This window comes from Pseudomonas sp. 01L34 (genome assembly GCF_056400265.1).
This window is the reverse complement of the sequence record NZ_JBFTSX010000010.1, coordinates 68,930-87,712: the sequence shown is the minus strand read 5'-3', so window position 1 is coordinate 87,712 and position 18,783 is coordinate 68,930. Positions and strand designations below refer to the sequence as shown.

Genomic DNA, 18,783 nt, shown 5'->3' with positions numbered 1-18,783 from the left:
TTTTGCCTGCTGTTTTGTGTCTGGCGTTTGAGCGGGGGCAGCGGTCGACTTATTAGTCGAAACGATAGATATCCATCCCCAGCGCCCCCATGGTGAACCCTTGGTGCACAACGCTGAACTCGCCCCCGGCCGCGCGGGCGAAGTACAGAGGCAACAGATGTTCGTCACTCGGATGGTTGCGCACCGCGTTCGGCGCCTGCTGACGATAGTCGTGCAGCGCAGCTTCATCGTTCGCTTCGAGCTTCTCAATCATCCAGTCACGGAACGCCTTGGCCCAGGGTTCGACGCTTTCCGGGCCGGCGTGCCAGTCCAGTTCGCGCAGGTTGTGGGTGATGCTGCCAGAGCCGATCAACAGCACGCCGTGCTCGCGCAGGCTGGCCAGGGCATGGCCGACGCGGGTTTGCAGCGCCGGGCCGCCACGGGTGGGCAGCGAGACCTGCACCACCGGGACATCGGCCTGCGGGTACATCAACGACAAGGGTACCCAAACGCCGTGGTCGAAGGGGCGCTTGGTATCGATGCGCGCAGGCAGGCCATCGGTCTTCAGCAGCTCGACAACCTCTGTCGCCAGTTGCGGGCTGCCGGGTGCCGGGTACTGCACCTCGAACAAGGCCCGCGGAAAACCGCCGAAGTCGTGCCAGGTTTCGGGTTGGGGGTTGCCGCTGACCAGCAATTCGCTGCTTTCCCAGTGCGCGGAAACGATCACGATGGCCTTGGGCTTGGGCATTGTCGCCGCCAGATCCGCGAGGGCCGGCCCACTGGCGCCAGGTTCCAGGGCCAGCATGGGGGAGCCATGAGAGATATACAGGCTGGGGAACATAATTGAGCTCCTGGGAGTAAGATGGCAGCATCTTCAGTCAGATCATTGATCTAAATCTAATATAAGTTTTAGAGTCTTTTGATCGAATTTTTCGGGGTTAATTATGCAGCCGGAGTTTTGGCACAAACGGTGGGCGTCGAATCAGATCGGCTTTCATCTGCCGGAAGTAAATCCCTATCTGCAACGGTTCTGGCCGCAACTGGGCCTTGATGAAGGTTCTCGCGTACTGGTGCCGTTGTGTGGCAAGAGCCTGGACCTGTTGTGGCTGGCGCACTGCGGTCATGAGGTGCTGGGTATCGAGTTGTCGGAAAAGGCCATCGAGGACTTTTTCAATGAGCATCAACTGGACCCGGCAATCAGCGACCAGGGGCCTTTCAACGTCTATCGGGCCGGGTCGATCGAGCTGTGGTGCGGCGATTTCTTCGAGTTGACGGCAGGCGATGTTGCCGATTGCAGCGCACTGTACGACCGCGCGGCGCTGATCGCCTTGCCGCCAGCGATGCGTGAACAATACGCGGCTCATCTGATCCGGATTCTGCCGAAGGATTCTTTAGGGATTTTGATTACGCTGGATTACGACCAGAAGCAAATGGCCGGACCGCCATTTGCTGTGCTTGATGACGAAGTGCAACGGCTGCTGGGGGCTTCGTGGGAGCTGAAGATCCTGGAAGACCAGGATGTCCTGGGTGAGAGCTGGAAGTTTCTCGAGGCCGGTGTCACGCGGCTTGAGGAGCGTGTGTATCGGGTTTCCAGCTGATAAAAGCTGCTGGTTATGCTGGCCTCATCGCGGGTTTGCTCGCAATGAGGCCCTGAAGAGCACCACACCACTTCGCAGACAAAAAAAGGCCCGCGTTCACTGCGGGCCTTTTCTTTTAGTGCTGCGGAAGCTGTCAGCCCCGGCGACGCAGTGCGTCGATGCGTTCTTCCAGCGGCGGGTGGCTCATGAACATGCGGGCGAACCCTTGCTTGAGACCACCGTTGATGCCGAAGGCATTCAGGGTATCCGGCATGTGCACCGGCAGCCCTTGTTCGGCACGCAGGCGCTGCAGGGCACCGATCATTGCGCTGGTACCCGCCAGGCGTGCGCCGGCGTCGTCGGCGCGGAATTCGCGCTTGCGCGAGAACCACATGACGATGGCGCTGGCCAGGATGCCCAGGACCAGTTCAGCGAAGATGGTCGCCACGTAGTAGGCGATACCCTGGCCTTCTTCGTTCTTGAAGATCACCTTGTCGACAAAATTGCCGATGATCCGGGCGAAGAACATCACGAAGGTGTTCACCACGCCCTGGATCAGCGCCAGGGTGACCATGTCGCCATTGGCCACGTGACCGATTTCGTGGGCCAGAACGGCTTTCACTTCATCCGGCGAGAAACGCTCGAGCAAGCCCTGGCTGACCGCGACCAGTGCGTCGTTCTTGTTCCAGCCGGTGGCGAAGGCGTTGGCTTCATAGGCCGGGAAAATCCCGACTTCGGGCATCTTGATCCCGGCTTCGCGGGACAGTTGCTCGACGGTTTGCAGCAGCCATTGCTCATGCCGGGTGCGCGGCTGGCTGATGATCTGGGTGCTGGTGCTCATTTTCGCCATCCACTTGGAGATGAACAGCGAGAACAGGGAACCGGCGAAACCAAAGACCGCACAGAAAATCAGCAGCTGATTGAGGTTGAGATCAACCCCGTTGGCCGCCATGAACCCGTTGAAGCCGAAAAGGCTCAGGGTGATGCTGGCAATCAGCACGACCGCCAGGTTAGTGGCCAAAAACAGCAAAATGCGCATCATGGTTGTAGAAATCTCCTCGTGCTAAAGATGTAGCGTACTGCGGGGTATATAAGGTGCTGCGCCGGGCTATTCAACCGGGTGACTATTTCAAACTGTGTCCTACGGCAACAGTCTAGCTGCTTGAAGGGCATTTCCGACGTCGACATGGGAAACGGTTGTCAGCCGATTAGCTTCACAGGCCCCCGCCGTTATTGGGCGTGGGCATGAAGCGTGTCGTCAGTCAGCGCTTGAAACAACGAGGCAGGGCAGGGCGCACAGAAGTGTTGCTGAATTAATCACCGTGCGACTTTTATCCGCGTCGCACGGTGACAGGCCATTTATTGGCGATAGGACTTGAGGAAGTTGCCGATCCGGCCAATGGCCTGATCCAGGTCGTCGACCCGTGGCAGGGTGACCACGCGGAAATGGTCTGGCCATGGCCAGTTGAAGGCCGTGCCTTGTACCACCAGCAGCTTTTCCGAGAGCAGCAGGTCGAGCACGAATTTCTCGTCGTTGTGGATCGGGCAGACTTTCGGATCGATCCGCGGGAACGCATACAGCGCACCCATCGGCTTGACGCAGCTCACGCCCGGAATGTCGTTGAGCAGTTCCCAGGTACGATTACGCTGTTCCAGCAGACGCCCTTGGGGCAATACCAGATCGTTGATGCTCTGATAACCACCGAGTGCGGTCTGGATTGCGTGCTGGCTCGGCACGTTGGCACACAGGCGCATATTAGCCAGCATGTCGATGCCTTCGATGTAGCTCTGGGCGTGGTGTTTCGGGCCGGAAATGGCGATCCAGCCGGAGCGGAAGCCGGCCACGCGATAGGACTTGGACAGGCCGTTGAAGGTCAGGCACAGCAGGTCCGGTGCCAGCGAGGCGGTGCAGATGTGCACGGCGTCGTCGTACAGGATCTTGTCGTAGATCTCGTCGGAGAACACCACCAGATTGTGCTGACGGGCCAGTTCCAGCATGCCCAGCAGGACTTCTTTCGAATACACCGCGCCAGTCGGGTTGTTCGGGTTGATGATCACCAGGGCCTTGGTGTTCGGGGTGATCTTGGCCTTGATGTCGGCCAGGTCCGGCCACCAGTTGGCCTGCTCGTCGCACAGGTAATGCACCGGGTTGCCGCCCGCCAGGCTCACTGCGGCGGTCCACAGCGGATAGTCGGGGGCCGGCACCAGCACTTCGTCGCCGTTGTTGAGCAGGGCCTGCATCGACATCACGATCAGCTCGGAAACGCCGTTGCCCAGGTAAATGTCTTCAATGCCGACGCCTTCCACCTGCTTTTGCTGGTAGTACTGCATCACGGCTTTACGGGCGCTGAACAGGCCTTTGGAGTCGCTGTAGCCCTGGGCGGTCGGCAGGTTGCGGATCACGTCCTGAAGGATTTCGTCCGGCGCTTCGAAACCAAAGGGCGCCGGGTTGCCGATGTTCAGCTTGAGGATGCGATGACCTTCCTCCTCCAGGCGTTTGGCGTGCTTGAGCACTGGGCCGCGAATGTCGTAGCAGACGTTGGCGAGCTTGTTCGATTTGCTGACCTGCATGGCGATGTGTTCCCGAAAATGAACGATCCAGGCGGCGTGTGAACGACCGTGCTGGGAATCCTGCGTATTCACACAGGCCTGACGCCTTGAGTGGCGGCACTCATAAATCCGTTTGAATGCGCGTGGTCTGGCTGCCAGACTGGCGTTTGACGAGGCGCAATCATACGTGCCGCCCGATCCGTGGAAAAGGTACAGATCGGGCTTTTTCAGCTGCTGAGGTGTATCAATGGAAAAGTTGGAAAAAACCCTGGAAGAATGGCGGGCCATGCTTGATCCGGAGCAGTACAACGTTTGCCGCCTCAAGGGCACCGAGCGACCGTTCTCCGGTAAATACAACGGCACCAAAACCGACGGCGTTTACCACTGCATCTGCTGCAACGCACCGCTGTTCGACTCCAAAACCAAGTTCGATTCCGGCTGCGGCTGGCCGAGCTTCTATGCGCCGATCGGCGACAGCGCGATGGTCGAGATCCGTGATATCAGCCACGGCATGATCCGTACCGAAGTGGTCTGCGCCAAATGCGATGCGCACCTTGGGCATGTGTTCCCGGACGGTCCGCCGCCAACCGGTTTGCGTTATTGCATCAACTCGGTGTGCCTGGACCTCGTTCCCCGCGAATAATCTGCTGATGTCGCGCGCTTGATTTGTATACGCAGGAGCAGCCTCCGGCAGCTCCTGCAATGATGTTCGCGTGCCGGGCATCTATTGATTTATTAAATTGCACACAATTCAATTGCTCGCTATGTTTGATCTTCCTTCATTCGGAGTTCGTGCCATGAGCGACAACCTGCTGAGCATCCCTTGCACCACCATCAAGGGGGAGCAAAAGACCCTGGCCGATTTCGCCGGTAAAGCGGTGCTGGTGGTCAACACCGCCAGCAAATGTGGTTTCACCCCGCAGTACAAAGGCCTCGAAGAGCTCTGGCAGAGCTACAAGGATCAAGGTTTGGTGGTACTCGGCTTTCCCTGCAATCAGTTCGGCCAGCAGGAGCCGGGCAACGAAGGGGCGATTTCCGAGTTCTGCGAGCTGAATTACGGGGTGAGTTTCCCGCTGTTCAAGAAGATCGAAGTCAACGGTGCCGGCGCTCATCCGCTGTTCGTTCAGCTGAAAAAACGCGCGCCAGGTGTATTGGGTTCCCAGGGCATCAAATGGAACTTCACCAAGTTCCTGATCGGCAAGGACGGTCAACTGGTCAAGCGCTTTGCTCCGGCAACCAAGCCGCAAGCGCTGCGCCGCGAGATCGAAGCCCTGCTCAAATGAACACGTTGTCAGTTGATTCGCTGAAACTCGACAGTCAGCTCTGCTTCAAGCTGTACGCCGCTTCTCGGGCGGTGATCCGTGCCTACAAGCCGATGCTCGATCAACTGGGCCTGACCTACCCGCAATACCTGGCGATGCTGGTGCTGTGGGAATGGCAGGAGGCGGCGCCAGAGCAACCGACGGTCAAGGCGCTGGGTGAGCGCCTGGCGCTGGATTCCGGAACCCTGACGCCGCTGCTCAAGCGTCTTGAGCAACTGCAACTGGTGCAGCGCCAGCGTTCGGCGCGCGATGAGCGCGAGGTGCACTTGAGCCTGTCGTCCACCGGCAAGGCCTTGCGCGATCAGGTCGGGCCGCTCAAGGCCCGCCTGTTGTGCGATAGCGGTGTCGATCTGGATCGCCTGAATGAGCTGCGCGATGGTCTTGATCACCTGTTGGGGCAAATCAAATCGCTGTCGTAGTGGGTATCCACAAGTCGAGCAGGGCCGCCAGTTCTTCCCGGCGGAAGGGTTTGGCCAGGTAGTCGCTCATGCCCGCCGCACGGCAACGTTCGCGTTCTTCGGACATGGCGTTGGCGGTCAGGGCGACGATGGGCAGTTGTGGCCAGCGCCCGCTGCGACGGATCTGCCGGCTGGCTTCATAACCGTCCATCACCGGCATGTTGCAGTCCATCAGCACCAGGTCGAATTCGCTGTGTTCGAGCTGATCCAGGGCTTCGGCGCCATGGGCCGCGACGCTCACCTCGCAGCCGAGTTTGCCGAGCATGCCCTTGGCCACCAACTGATTGACCGGGTTGTCCTCCACCAGCAGGATGCGCCCGCGTCGCTGGGGCGAGAGGACTTCGACCCGGGCACCGTTGATCGTGTTGAGTTCCGGCTGCAGGATCCGTCGCAATGTCTGGTACAGCGCATTGCGCGCCAACGGTCGCGCCTGTTGCTGCAAAGGTGCCAGGGCGCTGGCTTGCTCGCTGGGCAGGAAACTGCCGTATGCGGTCACCAGCAGAATCGGCGCGGTTAAAGTTGGGCGCAGGCCAAACAGGCATTCGGGACAGTCGGTGATCAACACATCCGGTTTCAGGCCGATCAATCGGTCATCGATGGAGCGTTGTTGATAGCCGAGCCCCCATTCGGGCAATAGATTCTGTAGCAGTTCCGCCAGTCCGCTGCTGGCGGCCGTGATCGCGACGATGTTGCCTTGCAGAGCTGCTGGCGGGATGGCGCGGGTGTGGCAGGGCAGCGGCAGGTCGGCGCAGAACTGACTGCCGAAGCCTGCTTCCGAGCTGATCGTCAGCCGCCCCTGCATGGCTTCGCAGAGGTTGTAAGTCAGCGCCAGGCCCAGCCCGGTACCGCCGAATTGCCGGGTAATGCCGGCACCGGCCTGGGTAAAGGGCTGGAAGATTTTGACCTGTGCGTCCTGGGCAATGCCGATGCCAGTGTCGCAGACCTCGATTCGCACGCCGTCTTCGAACGTTGAAAGACGCACATCGACCCGCCCGAAGCGGGTGAACTTGAGGGCGTTGGACAGCAGGTTGCTGACGATCTGCCGGACCCGGGTCGGATCACCGAGCACCAGTGCGGGAAATTGCGGGTCGATCAGGCACGTTAGCTCGACGCTCGGCGCGGCGTTCTGGGACAGCAGGTTGGCGGTGTCTTCGATCAGCGAGCCGAGGTCGAATGGAATGTGTTCGAGTTCCAGCTGGCCGGCATCGAATTTCGACAGGTCGAGAATATCGTTGAGCAGTTCCACCAGCACTTTGCCCGAGTCATGGGCGATGGACAGCTGTTGCTGCTGCTCGGCATTGAGCGGGCCGTCCAGCGAGAGCGCGATCATCCCCAGCAGACCGTTGAGAGGCGTGCGGATTTCATGGCTCATGTTGGCCAGGAATACCGAGCGTGCCTCGGCCATGTCCAGGGCGGTACGGCGGGCGACTTCCAGTTCCTCGTTGGACTGGCTGAGCCGCGAGTTGATGGCCTTGAGTTCCGCCGTACGGGCCGAGACGATATTTTCCAGTTGCGAGAGGTAGTCGGTCAGGCGGTTTTCGGCATTGCGCCGCTGCTGGATCTCGGTGGCAATGTTATCGAACTGTTGATTGGCGACCTTGACCAGGACGCCGATTTCATCGTTTTCATGCCCCGCCGGATACTCCAGCCAGGTCGGCTCCGCGCTGCGTGGATCCCGACCACTGAGTTCGCGGATGACCCGCACCAGCGGTTTGGTCAGCATCACGTAAAACAGCGCCAACAGAATGCCCGTGAGGATCAGGCTGCGCGCGAAGCCGTTGAGCAGGGTCACTTCGGCCCGGCGCAGGAAACGACTGCCGAAGGTGTAGGTATCGACATCCAGGTGCAAGGTCCCGAGGGACTCGTCCGGCAAGTGGTCGAGGTAAAGACGGTCTTCAAACTGTCGGTTGGCGCCGAACAGGAAGTCGCTGAGCACCCGGTAATTGTTTTCCAGGCCCGGGCGTTTGGCGCTGGCCAGCACGGTATTGTTGTTGTCGGTCAATTTCGCGCCGATGATCGCCGGGGAGCGCAGCAGGCCCAGGATCAGTTCCTGGGCGAGTTCGGCATCGATGTTGTAGGCGATGCGAGACGCGGGGTTATGGCTGATTTCCAGCAACGACAGGATTTCGCGGTTGATGGAGGCGTCTTCGCTGGCATAATCGATGCCTATTTGCACAAGGCTGAGCAGCGTGCCCAGAATGAAACCGACCAGCACCGTAAGCTTGGCTTGCTTGTACGACAGCCGCTGGCTGAACTTGATATCCATGGGGTGTTGAACCACTTCCGTTTCCCTTCGCTGCTCAAGCATAGTCGATCATCAATGGATACCGATGTTCTCGCAAAACACCTGTACGGGGTGTTGGCCGGGCATCGGATGCTGTGTTTCGTCGCTGTACCGCCATCATCACTGTGAACGTGCCCGAGGAGAAGACGTGGATTCCCGATTGAATGCTTTTCTTGAACGCGCCGATGCCGTTCTGGCCCGTATCGAACCGCTGCTGCCGGCGCCTCGGCAAACGGTCGACTGGACACATTGCCTGGCCGCACGCTGGCAACGCGAGGGTCGCAACGGTTTTCTGTTGCCGCTGCAAGTCAGCCTCGACATGCGCCTGTCCGACCTGATCGGCGTTGACCGGCAACTTGAGCAATTGGGCCGCAATACTCAACAGTTCCTCGACGGCATGCCTGCCAATCACGCCTTGCTCTGGGGCTCGCGGGGCACCGGTAAATCGTCGCTGGTGCGCGCCTTGCTGGCCGAACACGCCAGAAACGGCCTGCGGCTGATCGAGATCGAGCGCGATCACCTGGCGGACTTGCCGCGAGTGGTCGAGCAGATTGCCAAGCTGCCTCAACGGTTTGTGCTGTTCTGCGATGACCTGTCGTTCGAGTCGGGCGAGGGCGATTATCGCGTGCTCAAGAGCGTACTCGATGGCTCTCTCGAGCAGGCGCCAGATAACGTTCTGCTGTACGCCACCTCCAACCGTCGCCATCTGGTGCCGGAAAAGGAAAGCGATAACGAAAACTGGAAAAGGGTCGATGGCGAGCTCCATCCCAATGAGGCGGTGGAAGACAAGATCGCACTGTCGGACCGTTTTGGCCTGTGGCTGTCGTTCTATCCGTTTACTCAGGAACATTTCCTCAACGTCGTCGAGCACTGGATCGGCCAATTGGCCGACAAGGCCGGTCTCAAGTGGCAGCGTGACGAAGAGTTGGACATCCTCGCGGTGCGCTGGGCCACGGGCCGGGGTAATCGCAACGGACGTTGCGCGTATCAATTTGCCCGCTATTGGGTCGGGCTGAAGCTGTTGGAGCAAAAGGCATGATCGATTTACAAAAGAGCGGCCAGGGCCTTGAGGGCTACGGCATGCTATGGGCACAGCTGGAATCGTTGCTGGCGGACGAGCGTGATTTTATCGCCAACGCCGCGCAATTTTCCGCGTTTGTGTTCAACCAGCTCGATGACCTGAACTGGGCCGGTTTCTACCTTAATCGCAACGAAGAACTGGTGCTTGGCCCGTTTCAGGGGCAGATCGCCTGTGTACGGATTCCATTCGGTCGCGGCGTGTGCGGGGCTGCCGCTGCCACCTTGCAGACCCAGCGGGTCGAAGACGTACATGAATTCCCCGGCCACATCGCTTGTGACAGCGCATCGAACAGTGAGCTCGTCGTGCCATTGGTCAAGGACGGTCGACTGATCGGCGTGCTGGACCTCGACAGCCCGAAGCTGGCGCGTTTTACCGCTGACGATCAGGCCGGAATCGAGCAACTGGCGGCGATTTTCCTGCGTCTGACCGACTGCTGATCAGGCCTTCAAGCCAGCCTTGATCAGCAGGCTTGTCGGGTCAACGGTGTCTATCTGCTGTGGCTCAAGGAATTGGCTGGCGTACTGCAGGTAGATTTCGTCGTTGATGAACAGCCCGAACAATTCAGCGTCGATGTGGGCGTCACGGCACATGGTGGCCATGATGCCCAGCGCTTCGCTCAAGGACTTGGTTTTCTTGTAGGGGCGATCGGCGGCGGTCAGCGCTTCGAAAATATCGGCAATCGCCATCATCCGCGCCGGCAGGCTCATGTCTTCGCGCTTCAAGCGTTTGGGATAACCGGTGCCGTCCATTTTTTCGTGGTGGCCGCCGGCGATTTCCGCGACGTTATTGAGGTGACCGGGGAAGGGCAGGTGACTGAGCATCAGGATCGTCTGCACCATGTGGTGATTGATGATGTAACGCTCCTCGCGGGTCAGGGTGCCTCGGACGATGCTCAGGTTGTACAGTTCGCCCCGGTTGTACTTGTATCGGGGCACGTCGAGCTTGAATCCCCAGGGATTGTCGTCCGGGATCAGTTCGCTGTCGGCGCGCTCGAGCAGATGCTCGGGTTTATCCGCCAGCAGTGGCTCGCTGACCGGCAGGGTCGGCACCGGGGTCCGGGCCTGGCGCCGGTTCTCTTCCCACGAAACGCCAAGCCGATCATCCAGGGTTCGGGTCCAGGTACGTTGGGCGATGGTGTTCAACCGCTGCAGATCGGCCTCGGCCATGGCCTCGCTGCCCAGGTTGCAGCGCGCCACAAACGCGAAATCATCATCCAGCGCCGCCAGGCTCGCATTGCGCAATTGCGCCAGAGGCGACTCGTCACCCCCCAGGGCGATGGCCTGCCAATAATTGATCCAGGCATCACGCTTGAGGACTTCGAAACGGGTGCGGATTTCGTGGATGCGGTCGTACAGGGTCTCAAGTTTCGTGGCTTTGTCGACCACGTATTCAGGGGTGGTGACCTTGCCGCAATCATGCAGCCAGGCGGCGATGTGCAGCGCCTCCCATTCATCTTCGCCGGGCTGATAGCTACGGAAGGCCGGGTCCTGACTGGCAGCGGCCGCCTGTGCCAGCATCAGCGTCAGTACCGGTACTCGCTGGCAGTGCCCGCCGGTGTAGGGACTCTTGGCATCGATTGCGCCGGCCAGCAGCTGAATGAATGAGTCCAGCAGCTGTTTTTGCCTGGCTTGCAGGCGCTGACTTTCGATACTCACAGCGGCCGCGCCAGACACCGCCTGGAGAAACGCGATGCGATCCGGGCGCAGTTTTTCCAGGTCGTCTTGCGTGCCGCTGTCGGCCAGCAGCAAGACCAGCAGCCCCACGGTTTCGTTATGACGATTGTGTAGCCGAATACCGACCAGATGAACCCGCGGGCACTCCAGCGCGAGCAAGACTTTCTGCAGATCCCCCGCCTGTTCGAAGCCCAGGGAGGTGACGACATTGTCGGCGGTCGACAGTGTTTGCATCCACTGAGGGCTCTGAAAATCCTGGGGTACGTGTCCTTGAATGTCGAATGGCGGCAAGGCCTGTGAACTGCCGTTGATGACCAGCGCATGAGGTTCCACGCGATTTTCATCACCTTCACGCAGGTAGATCAGACCGGCCTGGGCCTGGCCGATCTGCACGGTTTCAAACAACACCCGTTGCAGCAAGGGGGCGAAACGGGTTTCGGCGCTCAGGCTTTCGGTGATCCGGAAAAAACTCGCCAGGGTGTCTTTCATGCGCGCCATCGACACGCTCAGTTGGTCGACTTCCAGCACCGGCGAGCGACGGCTGGCCGGAAAATTGAAATCGAAACTACGAATCGCATCGGCTTCCCGTACCAGGGCGCGCAGGGGGGTGACCAGGACCCTCGAGGTCAGCCAACCCATGGGCAGGCACAACAGCAGCGTTGCCAGGGTAATCAGCGCGCCTTGCCAGCGCATGCGGTAGGCATCGACGAGCAATTCGTCTTCCGGCACCAGCAGCGCCAGTTGCAGCCCCTGTGGGCCACCCTCCTGCATGCTGCTGCGCGCCGCGATCCATTGACGACCCGCGGCGTTCAGGCGATTGATCTCAGGGGGACTGGTGAGCAGGGCCGCGAGGCTGGGGCTCAGGTCGGCGGCTTTGATCAGCCGGGCCGTCTGGTCGTCGACGATCAGTTTGCTGCTGTCGGGGTAGGCGACGGCATTACCCTCGGCATCGAGCAGCACAATTTCGGTGCCGGGCGTCACCACATGTTTGGCCAGGGTCGCTGACAGTTCCGCCAGCGTAAGGTCGGCCCCCATCACCGCTTGCTCACCACTGCGCCGCGCCAGGGTTGTGCCGACATTGTGGGTGGAGAAAAACAGGTAGGGCTCGGTGGTGATCTGATCACGGTCGCTGCGGGCGCTGGAGAACCAGGCGCGGGTGCGTGGATCGTAGATTTCGTCGGGGTTGTCCAGACGGCTGACGAGGGCCAGGTTCTGATCGAAAAACAAGGATTGGGAGCGGACCTGACCGCCGCCTGGATGCTCGATGCTCCATACCTGATACGCCGCGGTGTCCGGTGCCTTGAGCTGCGTTTTCAGGGCGACGCTGCGCAGGGGGCGAACCATGAAAAAGTCGCCATTGCTGTAGCCCAGGTACAGCGAGGCCAGATCGGGGTTGTCCGTGAGTGATTGACTGAAGGGCTTGAGCAACGCCAGGCGTTGCTCAAGGTTGGCGGCCTGGGTTGCCGGATTGTCCGCCAGCAGGCTCAGCAGATGACGAATCGGCTCATAGGTGCGATGCAGGTCCAGACGGACATCCTGCTCGATGCGATTGAAGAGCTTTTCACTGCTGGAAAGAATGATCCGGGTGGTTTGTCGATAGTTGAAAATGCCCAGCACCACCCCGGTCAGCAACAGCAGGAACGTGAACATCACGCTGATATGGATGTGCAGGGGAAATCGGCGCTGGTCCGGGTGCAGTGGGCTGGGCATTGCAGATTTCTCCATGACGATGAACACACTGCTCAGCCTTCCAGCATAGTTAACGCTCCGTCATTCTGCTGTTTGTCGTGGCGTGCGAGCTGTTGTCGCAACGCGTGATCCAGTTCGAGCATGGCGCGCTCCATGGACTTGCTGCAATCGGCCACTTGATCGTGGTGGGGCCTGTTATGGCAGGCCTTTTCGAGCGCCTCGCAACTGTCGATCAGTCGGGAGGCCTGGACGATTCGCGCCGCTCCCTTGATTTTGTGGGCAATGTCGAGGAGTGACTGCCGGTCGTTTGACCGGGACAACGTCAGCAGCGTTTGCCGATCCAGGTGGTTGCTATTCAGCAGCTCGGTCAACAATCGCCGGTTCAGTGCCGGGTTGCCACCGGTCAACAGGTGCAGCCCCTCCAGACTGAACGCCGGGTCGCGGACCGTCGGTGCAATGCCTTCGATCCATTGGCTCAAGGCTGTCAGGCTGAGAGGTTTGAACAGGCAATCGTCCATCCCGGCTTGTTTGCAGCGTTGTCTTTCCTCCGGTTGCGCATTAGCGGTGAAACCCAGAACGGTACAGGCAGGGCGCTGCACGCGCTGTTCATGTTGGCGAATGGCACGAGCCATCTCATATCCATTCATGATCGGCATATTGCAATCGGCAATCACCAGGTCGAATGGCTGATCTTTCCACGCCTCCAATCCCGCCTCGCCATCTGCTGCAACCTTGAACCGATGCCCCAGAAACTCCAGTTGCTGGCACATGAGCAAGCGATTGGCCGGGTGATCATCGACCACCAGAACGTTCAAGGGGGCAGCGCTCTGGTGAATCTGTGGCTCGGCAATTTCCGGCATCTGTACAGGCGGCAGGGTTGCCAGATTCAGCGAAACCCGAACCTGAGTGCCGACCCCAGGCTGGCTGCTCAATTGCAGGTTGCCGCCCATCATTTCGCACAGATTGCGGCTGATCACCAGTCCCAGCCCCGCACCGCCCCTGGGTAACTGGATGGAGTTATTGGCCTGGACGAAAGGCTCGAACAGTCGCTGCTGATCCTGCTCGCTGATCCCGGCGCCACTGTCCTCAACCAGCAACTGCAGCTGCATGCGGTCGGGCTCGTCGGTCGGTTGCAACTCGAGGCTGATCCTGACCTGACCCTGTTGCGTAAACTTGATTGCATTGCTGACCAGGTTGGACAGCACCTGCTTGAAACGCATCGGGTCCAGCAGGACATCGGTCGCAGGTTTAGCAGGGTTGAATGCCAGGTGCAGTCCGAGATTCTTTTGCCGGGCCAGCCCGTCGAAGATCCTCACCACCGAGGCCACGGCTTCAGCCAGATTGACGCGTTCCGGGCTCAGGCTCAGACGTCCGGATTCGATGCGCGCAATGTCGAGAATGTCCCCGATCAGTTCCAACAGGTCTTTTGCCGAGTGATACGCGACGTCGATGGCCGGTCGATCCGGATGGCCAGGATCAATGCGTTTGAGTGTTAGCTCCAGCATGCCGATGATCGCGTTCATCGGCGTGCGGATCTCATGGCTCATGGTTGCCAGAAAGGTGCTTTTAGCCCGGTTGGCTTCATCGGCACGTTCTTTCGCCGCCTGCCGCTGTTTTATCTGGCGTCTCATATAGGCGTTCCAGGCAACGGAGATCAGCAGCAGTACGCCAGCACCGGTAACGATCTGATAGAACACTCTGTGATAGTTGCGCCAGGTACTTTGCGAGGCCGCCGAATAGCCACGCCAGCGGTTATTGATGATGCCCAGCTCTTCCGGTGCGATGCTCAACAGCGCCTTGTCGAGGATGGCATTCAGTTCTTTGGCGTCGCGCCCGGTCGCCAGGGAAAATGCCGCCTGCTGGGTGCCGATGGTGGTGGTGATCTGAAGTGCCCGCTCGAAGATCCGCGATGAGATGAAGTAATTGGCGATCACCAATGAGTTCACCGCACCTTCTGCCTTGCCCTCGGCGAGCAACTCCACGGCACTGAATGTGTCTGGAGTTTCGACCAGATTGATCCGCGGAAACTCGCTGCGCAGGTAATCCACCAGTGGATTGCCCTGGGCAATGGCCAGGCGTTTGTCCTGCAGTTGGTTGAGGTTGGTCGGGCTGTCGGCCGCTTTGCGTGTCAGCAGGACAAAGGAGTTTTCCAGATACGGGCGGCTGAAGTTCAACATCGTTTCACGCTGTGCGCTGGGGAGCAGGGCGGCGATCAGGTCGGCCTGCTGGTTGGCGATCTGCTCGACCATCTCGTCATCGCTTCGGCTGCGCTGGATCTCGAAGCGCAAACCGGTGCGCAATCTGATCAGTTCGAGCAGGTCAGCCGTGACACCCCGAAAGTTGCCGTCGCTGTCAAAAAACGTCAGCGGCGCAAATGCTTCATTAACCACCACCCGCACAACCGGATGCTGCGCCAGCCAGCGTTCTTCATGGTGGGTGAGTTGCAGTTTTTGATCGGTGAGAAGAATGTCGCTGCCGGCACTCCAGCGTTTGGCGATGTTTTCCCGTTCGCTGGTGGGGATGGCCTTGAGTACCGCGTTGATGATCCCGAGCAGGTCCGGGTTGTCCTTCTGTACGGCAAAGCTGAAACCATGGGCTTCGTGTTTACCGAAGTTGGCCATGCGGATGTTGTTCAGATACCCCTTGTTGATCATGTAATGAGTTGAAATGGTGTCACCGAGAAAAACGTCGGCCTGGTCGAAGGCAACCGCGTTGATTGCATTCTGGTAGGACGGGTAGGAGGTGATGATTGCCTTCGGATACAGCGCCCTGACTTCGTCCAGGGGCAGATAGTGATAGACCATGCTAAGCCGCAGGCCGGCGAGTCCATCTGTCAGTGATCGGGTTTCTCCTTCCCGTGTGACCAGCACGGGTTGATCCACCGCGTAAGGGATGGACAGCGCAATGTCGGCATTGTCGGCCTCGAACCCGTTGGCGGTGCCGAGCATGTCGACCTGACCCTTTTCCAGTGCCTCGATCGCAGCCCCTCGGGACGCGAAGCGCTGAACCTTGACGGGCAACCCCGTAACCTTGCCGAGGATGCCGGCGTAGTCGGCGGTGAAACCTTCGTAGTCGTGGCCGCTGAGGGTCAGGTCGAAAGGCGGATAATCCGGGCCTGATGTGCCCAGGATCAATTCACGTTTGTCTTTGACCCATTGTCGTTGTGAGGTATCCAGTCGGACTTCCATGTGCCCGGTCGTTGAGCGACTGAGCAGGGTGTAGTTTTCACTGGCTGTCTGCGCCGCGAGCACCGGGGTACTCATGCATAAAGCCGTGACCATGAGTCTTAGATAATCCTTCAAACGACTGGGCATCCTGTTCCTCACACTAGCGCGTTACGTTTTGCCATATCGATGAGTTCAACCAGAGATTTGGCTTTGAGTTTCTGCATAAGTCGTTTTTTATAGGTGCTGACAGTCTTGTTGCTGAGGAACATGCCCTTGGCAATTTCCTTGTTGGTGCGACCTTGGGCAAAAAGTTGTAATACCATCAACTCTCGATCATTTACGGATTTGAACAAGTCCAGGTCTGCCCACTGTGCGTCGTCACAACGAACTGGGTTCAAGGCCTCGCTGGGGAAGTAGTTGTAACCTGATAATACTGCTTTGATCGCGCTTACCAGTTCACTGAGCTCTTCCTGTTTGCATACATACCCTGATGCACCTGACTGCATGCAGCGAATACCAAAAAGTTTTGGGCATTGTGCAGTCAACACCAGTGTTTTTAATGGCGTGCTCATTGCGTTGAAACGTGAGAGCACTTCCAGCCCATCCAGTTTGGGAATACTGATGTCGAGGATGATCAGGTCGGGCATGCATTCGCGCACCATTTGCATGGCATCGACGCCATTGTCAGTTTCGCCGACGACTTTGTAACCTTCATGTTCCAGCAGCATTCGAACGGCAAGGCGGATGACAGGGTGATCGTCGACAATAAAAACGGAGTTCATAATCAAATCCCATACGTGCACAAATAAAGCGCGCACCTTAGCTCAGTAGTTGAGGGGGCGCATGAACTGACAAGCCGATAGCAGCAATATAGGAAAAGTCCTACAACTGAAAAAGAAATGGACTACGTGTCAACTAGGTTTTGAATGAGGAAGGGTTAAAAATTTGATAGTTTGGTCAAGAGGCTAAAAAGCGTTTGGCTATAAGTATTGATCTGTGTTTTGGATGTGGTTCTAGTGTGTGAGAGTTGGTGTTTTTTATTGTGAGGCCAAGGTCAACAAGTTTCTAAAATCTGATTGTTTCAATGGCTTGATCAAGTAACCCAGCAAGGGAAGTCCGTGTTCGTAGGCTACTGTTTTAAGTTTTTCCAGTTCGGCGGATGTCAGGCTGCTCAGCAGTATTGCCTGTCTGATCATTCCCCGGTGACTGGCGAACTCGATCAAATCAAGACCGGGAAGGTCGGGCAGGCATTGGTCGCACAGAAGAATATCGAACGGTTGCGCAGCTTTGAGCATTTGTTGCAAGGCGCCTTCGGCACTGTCAGTGGTGGTCAGTTGGGTGAAGCCGTAACTCTCGAGCAGGTATTGAGCCGCTCTCAGCTGAAACGGATGATCTTCCACCAGCAATATGTGCCAATCGTGTTTGAACGTAGGAGTTTTCATGCGTCATCTGTTGAGCAGTGGGTGTGCAATTGTTTCGCGAGATGGTCGAACAATCGATCAGTCAGCTCTGCACAAGGTGTAGGGCGATTCTGTCGATGTTGAAATACAGATGAATGTCGAGACATTCGATCAGCCGTTCAGACGTCGCTGACGCGGCTGATCGATGCGCTGTTATCCGTGGCTTGAACGACCGGTCATTTCCAGCGCCATTTCACCGGCATAGCTGTCGGTCATGCCGGCGATGAAATCAATCATGCGCAAGAAAGAGGTGTGCAACGGGCCATTCGGGTCGGGTGCATTGTTGCCCAACAGGTCGAGTATGCGCCGGTTCTTGAAGGAGGGCGTACGACCGTTGTGCTGCTCCAGTGCTGCGCCGCAAAAAGCATTGAGCAGGATTTCCAGGGTGGTGTAGGCACCGATTTCGTGGAGCGTCTTGCGCTTGTCCTGGAAGATTTTTTTGCGTGCCATGTCCTTGGCATTCAAGACACAGCGTTTGGCCGGGCCATGCATGTGTTCGACAAGGTCCCCCGGTAGCGTGCCGGACAGCAACGCGTCCTGTTGCTCGACAAAGGCTCGGGCTGCTGCGTTGGTCAGGTGTTCGATGGCTTTGCCCCGCAGAATCGCCAGTTTGCGCCGCCGCGAATCCTGTGGACCGAGCTGACGATAGGTTTCCGGGAGATCGTCGCCCACCAGGTCCAGCAGCAGGGACTCGACTTCGGCGTACTCCAGCAGCTCCATTTCCAGGCCATCTTCCAGATCGATCAGCGCGTAGCAGATGTCGTCGGCGGCCTCCATCAGATACACCAGCGGATGGCGCGCCCAGCGCTGTTCTTCCAGTTGGGGCAGGCCGAGTTTATGAGCGATCTGTTCCAGCAGCGGCAGTTCACTCTGGTAGCAGCCGAACTTGTGCTTCTTGTAGCCCAGTGAGTCGGCGTGCCGGGCCGTCCACGGGTACTTCAGGTAGGTGCCCAGGGTGGCATAGGTCAGCCGGGTGCCTCCTTCGAACTGATGGTATTCAAGCTGGGTGAGCACCCGGAAACCTTGGGCATTGCCTTCGAAGTTGAGGAAGTCGTTGCGTTCGGCTTCGCTCATGGCATCCAGCCAGCCACGGCCGGCGGCCTGCTGGAACCAGTGGCGGATCGCGTCTTCGCCGGAGTGGCCGAAGGGTGGGTTGCCGATGTCATGGGCCAGGCAAGCCGATTGCACCACCATCCCCAGGTCGCTCGGTTCACACCAGTCGGGCAGCGCGCTGCGGATGGTTTCACCGACGCGCATCCCCAGCGAACGGCCGACGCAGCTGACTTCCAGCGAGTGAGTCAGGCGCGTATGAATGTGATCGTTGCTGGAGACCGGATGGACCTGGGTCTTGCGCCCGAGACGGCGAAACGCGCCTGAGAAAATGATCCGGTCGTGGTCTTTATGGAAAGGACTGCGGCCGAGTTCTTCCGGGCTGTGCACAGGTTTTCCGAGGCGTTCGCGGGTAAGCAGGGTGTGCCAATCCAAGGCTGGTTTCTCCGTCAGGTGACTGAACCCCTAGCTTCCCGTTTCGCGCCGGTACCTG

15 protein-coding genes are annotated in these 18,783 nt (G+C 58.7%); 6 read left to right on the top strand and 9 right to left on the bottom strand.

The window, feature by feature from the left end; genetic code table 11:
- Positions 1–52: 52 nt before the first annotated feature.
- Positions 53–820, bottom strand: a complete 768-nt coding sequence (locus AC1DQM_RS26730) for a DODA-type extradiol aromatic ring-opening family dioxygenase (protein WP_477747087.1) — start codon at positions 818–820, stop codon at positions 53–55.
- A gap of 103 nt (positions 821–923) precedes the next feature.
- On the opposite strand from AC1DQM_RS26730, the gene AC1DQM_RS26725 reads away from it, so the two are divergent.
- A complete protein-coding gene (locus tag AC1DQM_RS26725; protein WP_138867044.1) occupies positions 924–1,577 on the top strand; it encodes a thiopurine S-methyltransferase in 654 nt (217 codons plus the stop codon).
- A 133-nt stretch (positions 1,578–1,710) separates the two neighbouring features.
- Here AC1DQM_RS26725 and htpX read toward each other — a convergent pair whose 3' ends face one another.
- Entirely contained in the window at positions 1,711–2,598 is an 888-nt protein-coding gene (gene htpX / locus AC1DQM_RS26720; protein WP_008075669.1) for a protease HtpX, read from the bottom strand.
- Positions 2,599–2,915: 317 nt separating this feature from the next.
- Positions 2,916–4,127, bottom strand: a complete 1,212-nt coding sequence (locus AC1DQM_RS26715; protein WP_007940017.1) for a pyridoxal phosphate-dependent aminotransferase — start codon at positions 4,125–4,127, stop codon at positions 2,916–2,918.
- A gap of 226 nt (positions 4,128–4,353) precedes the next feature.
- Between AC1DQM_RS26715 and msrB the strand changes: the two genes are divergently transcribed.
- The 3 genes from msrB to AC1DQM_RS26700 all read left to right on the top strand — a co-directional run bounded on the left by msrB (position 4,354) and on the right by AC1DQM_RS26700 (position 5,847).
- Positions 4,354–4,749 carry a peptide-methionine (R)-S-oxide reductase MsrB gene (msrB, locus tag AC1DQM_RS26710; RefSeq protein WP_007940018.1) on the top strand — a complete coding sequence of 132 codons (396 nt, stop codon included), beginning with the start codon at positions 4,354–4,356 and terminating at the stop codon, positions 4,747–4,749.
- Positions 4,750–4,903: 154 nt separating this feature from the next.
- Positions 4,904–5,389 carry a glutathione peroxidase gene (locus AC1DQM_RS26705; RefSeq protein ID WP_018930016.1) on the top strand — a complete coding sequence of 162 codons (486 nt, stop codon included), beginning with the start codon at positions 4,904–4,906 and terminating at the stop codon, positions 5,387–5,389.
- Positions 5,386–5,847: a MarR family winged helix-turn-helix transcriptional regulator gene (locus AC1DQM_RS26700; protein WP_007940020.1), complete on the top strand. Its 462-nt coding sequence runs from the start codon at positions 5,386–5,388 to the stop codon at positions 5,845–5,847. Before AC1DQM_RS26705 ends, AC1DQM_RS26700 begins: the two co-directional genes overlap by 4 nt.
- Here AC1DQM_RS26700 and AC1DQM_RS26695 read toward each other — a convergent pair.
- Positions 5,831–8,152, bottom strand: a complete 2,322-nt coding sequence (locus AC1DQM_RS26695) for a hybrid sensor histidine kinase/response regulator (RefSeq protein ID WP_018930015.1) — start codon at positions 8,150–8,152, stop codon at positions 5,831–5,833. The two genes, AC1DQM_RS26700 and AC1DQM_RS26695, sit on opposite strands and share 17 nt — an antisense overlap.
- Positions 8,153–8,318: 166 nt before the next feature.
- Between AC1DQM_RS26695 and AC1DQM_RS26690 the strand changes: the two genes are divergently transcribed.
- Positions 8,319–9,209: an ATP-binding protein gene (locus AC1DQM_RS26690; RefSeq protein ID WP_019650558.1), complete on the top strand. Its 891-nt coding sequence runs from the start codon at positions 8,319–8,321 to the stop codon at positions 9,207–9,209.
- Positions 9,206–9,688, top strand: coding sequence for a GAF domain-containing protein (locus tag AC1DQM_RS26685; protein WP_111455020.1), 483 nt, complete (start codon positions 9,206–9,208; stop codon positions 9,686–9,688). The genes AC1DQM_RS26690 and AC1DQM_RS26685 overlap by 4 nt, the downstream gene beginning before the upstream one ends.
- Here the strand turns inward: AC1DQM_RS26685 and AC1DQM_RS26680 are convergent, their stop codons facing one another.
- From AC1DQM_RS26680 to AC1DQM_RS26660, 5 genes are all read right to left on the bottom strand, one after another.
- Positions 9,689–12,634, bottom strand: a complete 2,946-nt coding sequence (locus tag AC1DQM_RS26680; protein ID WP_477747086.1) for an HD domain-containing phosphohydrolase — start codon at positions 12,632–12,634, stop codon at positions 9,689–9,691.
- 32 nt (positions 12,635–12,666) lie between these two features.
- Positions 12,667–15,927 (bottom strand): transporter substrate-binding domain-containing protein, encoded by a 3,261-nt coding sequence (locus AC1DQM_RS26675; protein WP_477747085.1) that lies wholly within the window; start codon positions 15,925–15,927, stop codon positions 12,667–12,669.
- 8 nt (positions 15,928–15,935) lie between these two features.
- Complete coding sequence (locus AC1DQM_RS26670) at positions 15,936–16,562, bottom strand: response regulator transcription factor (RefSeq protein WP_007940027.1); 627 nt, start codon at positions 16,560–16,562, stop codon at positions 15,936–15,938.
- 255 nt (positions 16,563–16,817) lie between these two features.
- Positions 16,818–17,222, bottom strand: a complete 405-nt coding sequence (locus AC1DQM_RS26665; RefSeq protein WP_018930010.1) for a response regulator — start codon at positions 17,220–17,222, stop codon at positions 16,818–16,820.
- Positions 17,223–17,393: 171 nt separating this feature from the next.
- The gene (locus tag AC1DQM_RS26660; protein WP_477743440.1) at positions 17,394–18,725 is read right to left on the bottom strand and encodes a deoxyguanosinetriphosphate triphosphohydrolase; all 1,332 of its coding nucleotides are present in this window, start codon (positions 18,723–18,725) and stop codon (positions 17,394–17,396) included.
- Between the last annotated feature and the right edge of the window lie 58 nt (positions 18,726–18,783).

Excerpts from the sequence above, each read along its gene's own strand:
- AC1DQM_RS26730 (WP_477747087.1), bottom strand. The coding sequence starts at position 820 with ATGTTCCCCAGCCTGTATATCTCTCATGGCTCCCCCATGCTGGCCCTG.
- AC1DQM_RS26725 (WP_138867044.1), top strand. The coding sequence starts at position 924 with ATGCAGCCGGAGTTTTGGCACAAACGGTGGGCGTCGAATCAGATCGGC.
- htpX (WP_008075669.1), bottom strand. The coding sequence starts at position 2,598 with ATGATGCGCATTTTGCTGTTTTTGGCCACTAACCTGGCGGTCGTGCTG.
- AC1DQM_RS26715 (WP_007940017.1), bottom strand. The coding sequence starts at position 4,127 with ATGCAGGTCAGCAAATCGAACAAGCTCGCCAACGTCTGCTACGACATT.
- msrB (WP_007940018.1), top strand. The coding sequence starts at position 4,354 with ATGGAAAAGTTGGAAAAAACCCTGGAAGAATGGCGGGCCATGCTTGAT.
- AC1DQM_RS26705 (WP_018930016.1), top strand. The coding sequence starts at position 4,904 with ATGAGCGACAACCTGCTGAGCATCCCTTGCACCACCATCAAGGGGGAG.
- AC1DQM_RS26700 (WP_007940020.1), top strand. The coding sequence starts at position 5,386 with ATGAACACGTTGTCAGTTGATTCGCTGAAACTCGACAGTCAGCTCTGC.
- AC1DQM_RS26695 (WP_018930015.1), bottom strand. The coding sequence starts at position 8,152 with ATGGATATCAAGTTCAGCCAGCGGCTGTCGTACAAGCAAGCCAAGCTT.
- AC1DQM_RS26685 (WP_111455020.1), top strand. The coding sequence starts at position 9,206 with ATGATCGATTTACAAAAGAGCGGCCAGGGCCTTGAGGGCTACGGCATG.
- AC1DQM_RS26680 (WP_477747086.1), bottom strand. The coding sequence starts at position 12,634 with ATGCCCAGCCCACTGCACCCGGACCAGCGCCGATTTCCCCTGCACATC.
- AC1DQM_RS26675 (WP_477747085.1), bottom strand. The coding sequence starts at position 15,927 with ATGCCCAGTCGTTTGAAGGATTATCTAAGACTCATGGTCACGGCTTTA.
- AC1DQM_RS26670 (WP_007940027.1), bottom strand. The coding sequence starts at position 16,562 with ATGAACTCCGTTTTTATTGTCGACGATCACCCTGTCATCCGCCTTGCC.
- AC1DQM_RS26665 (WP_018930010.1), bottom strand. The coding sequence starts at position 17,222 with ATGAAAACTCCTACGTTCAAACACGATTGGCACATATTGCTGGTGGAA.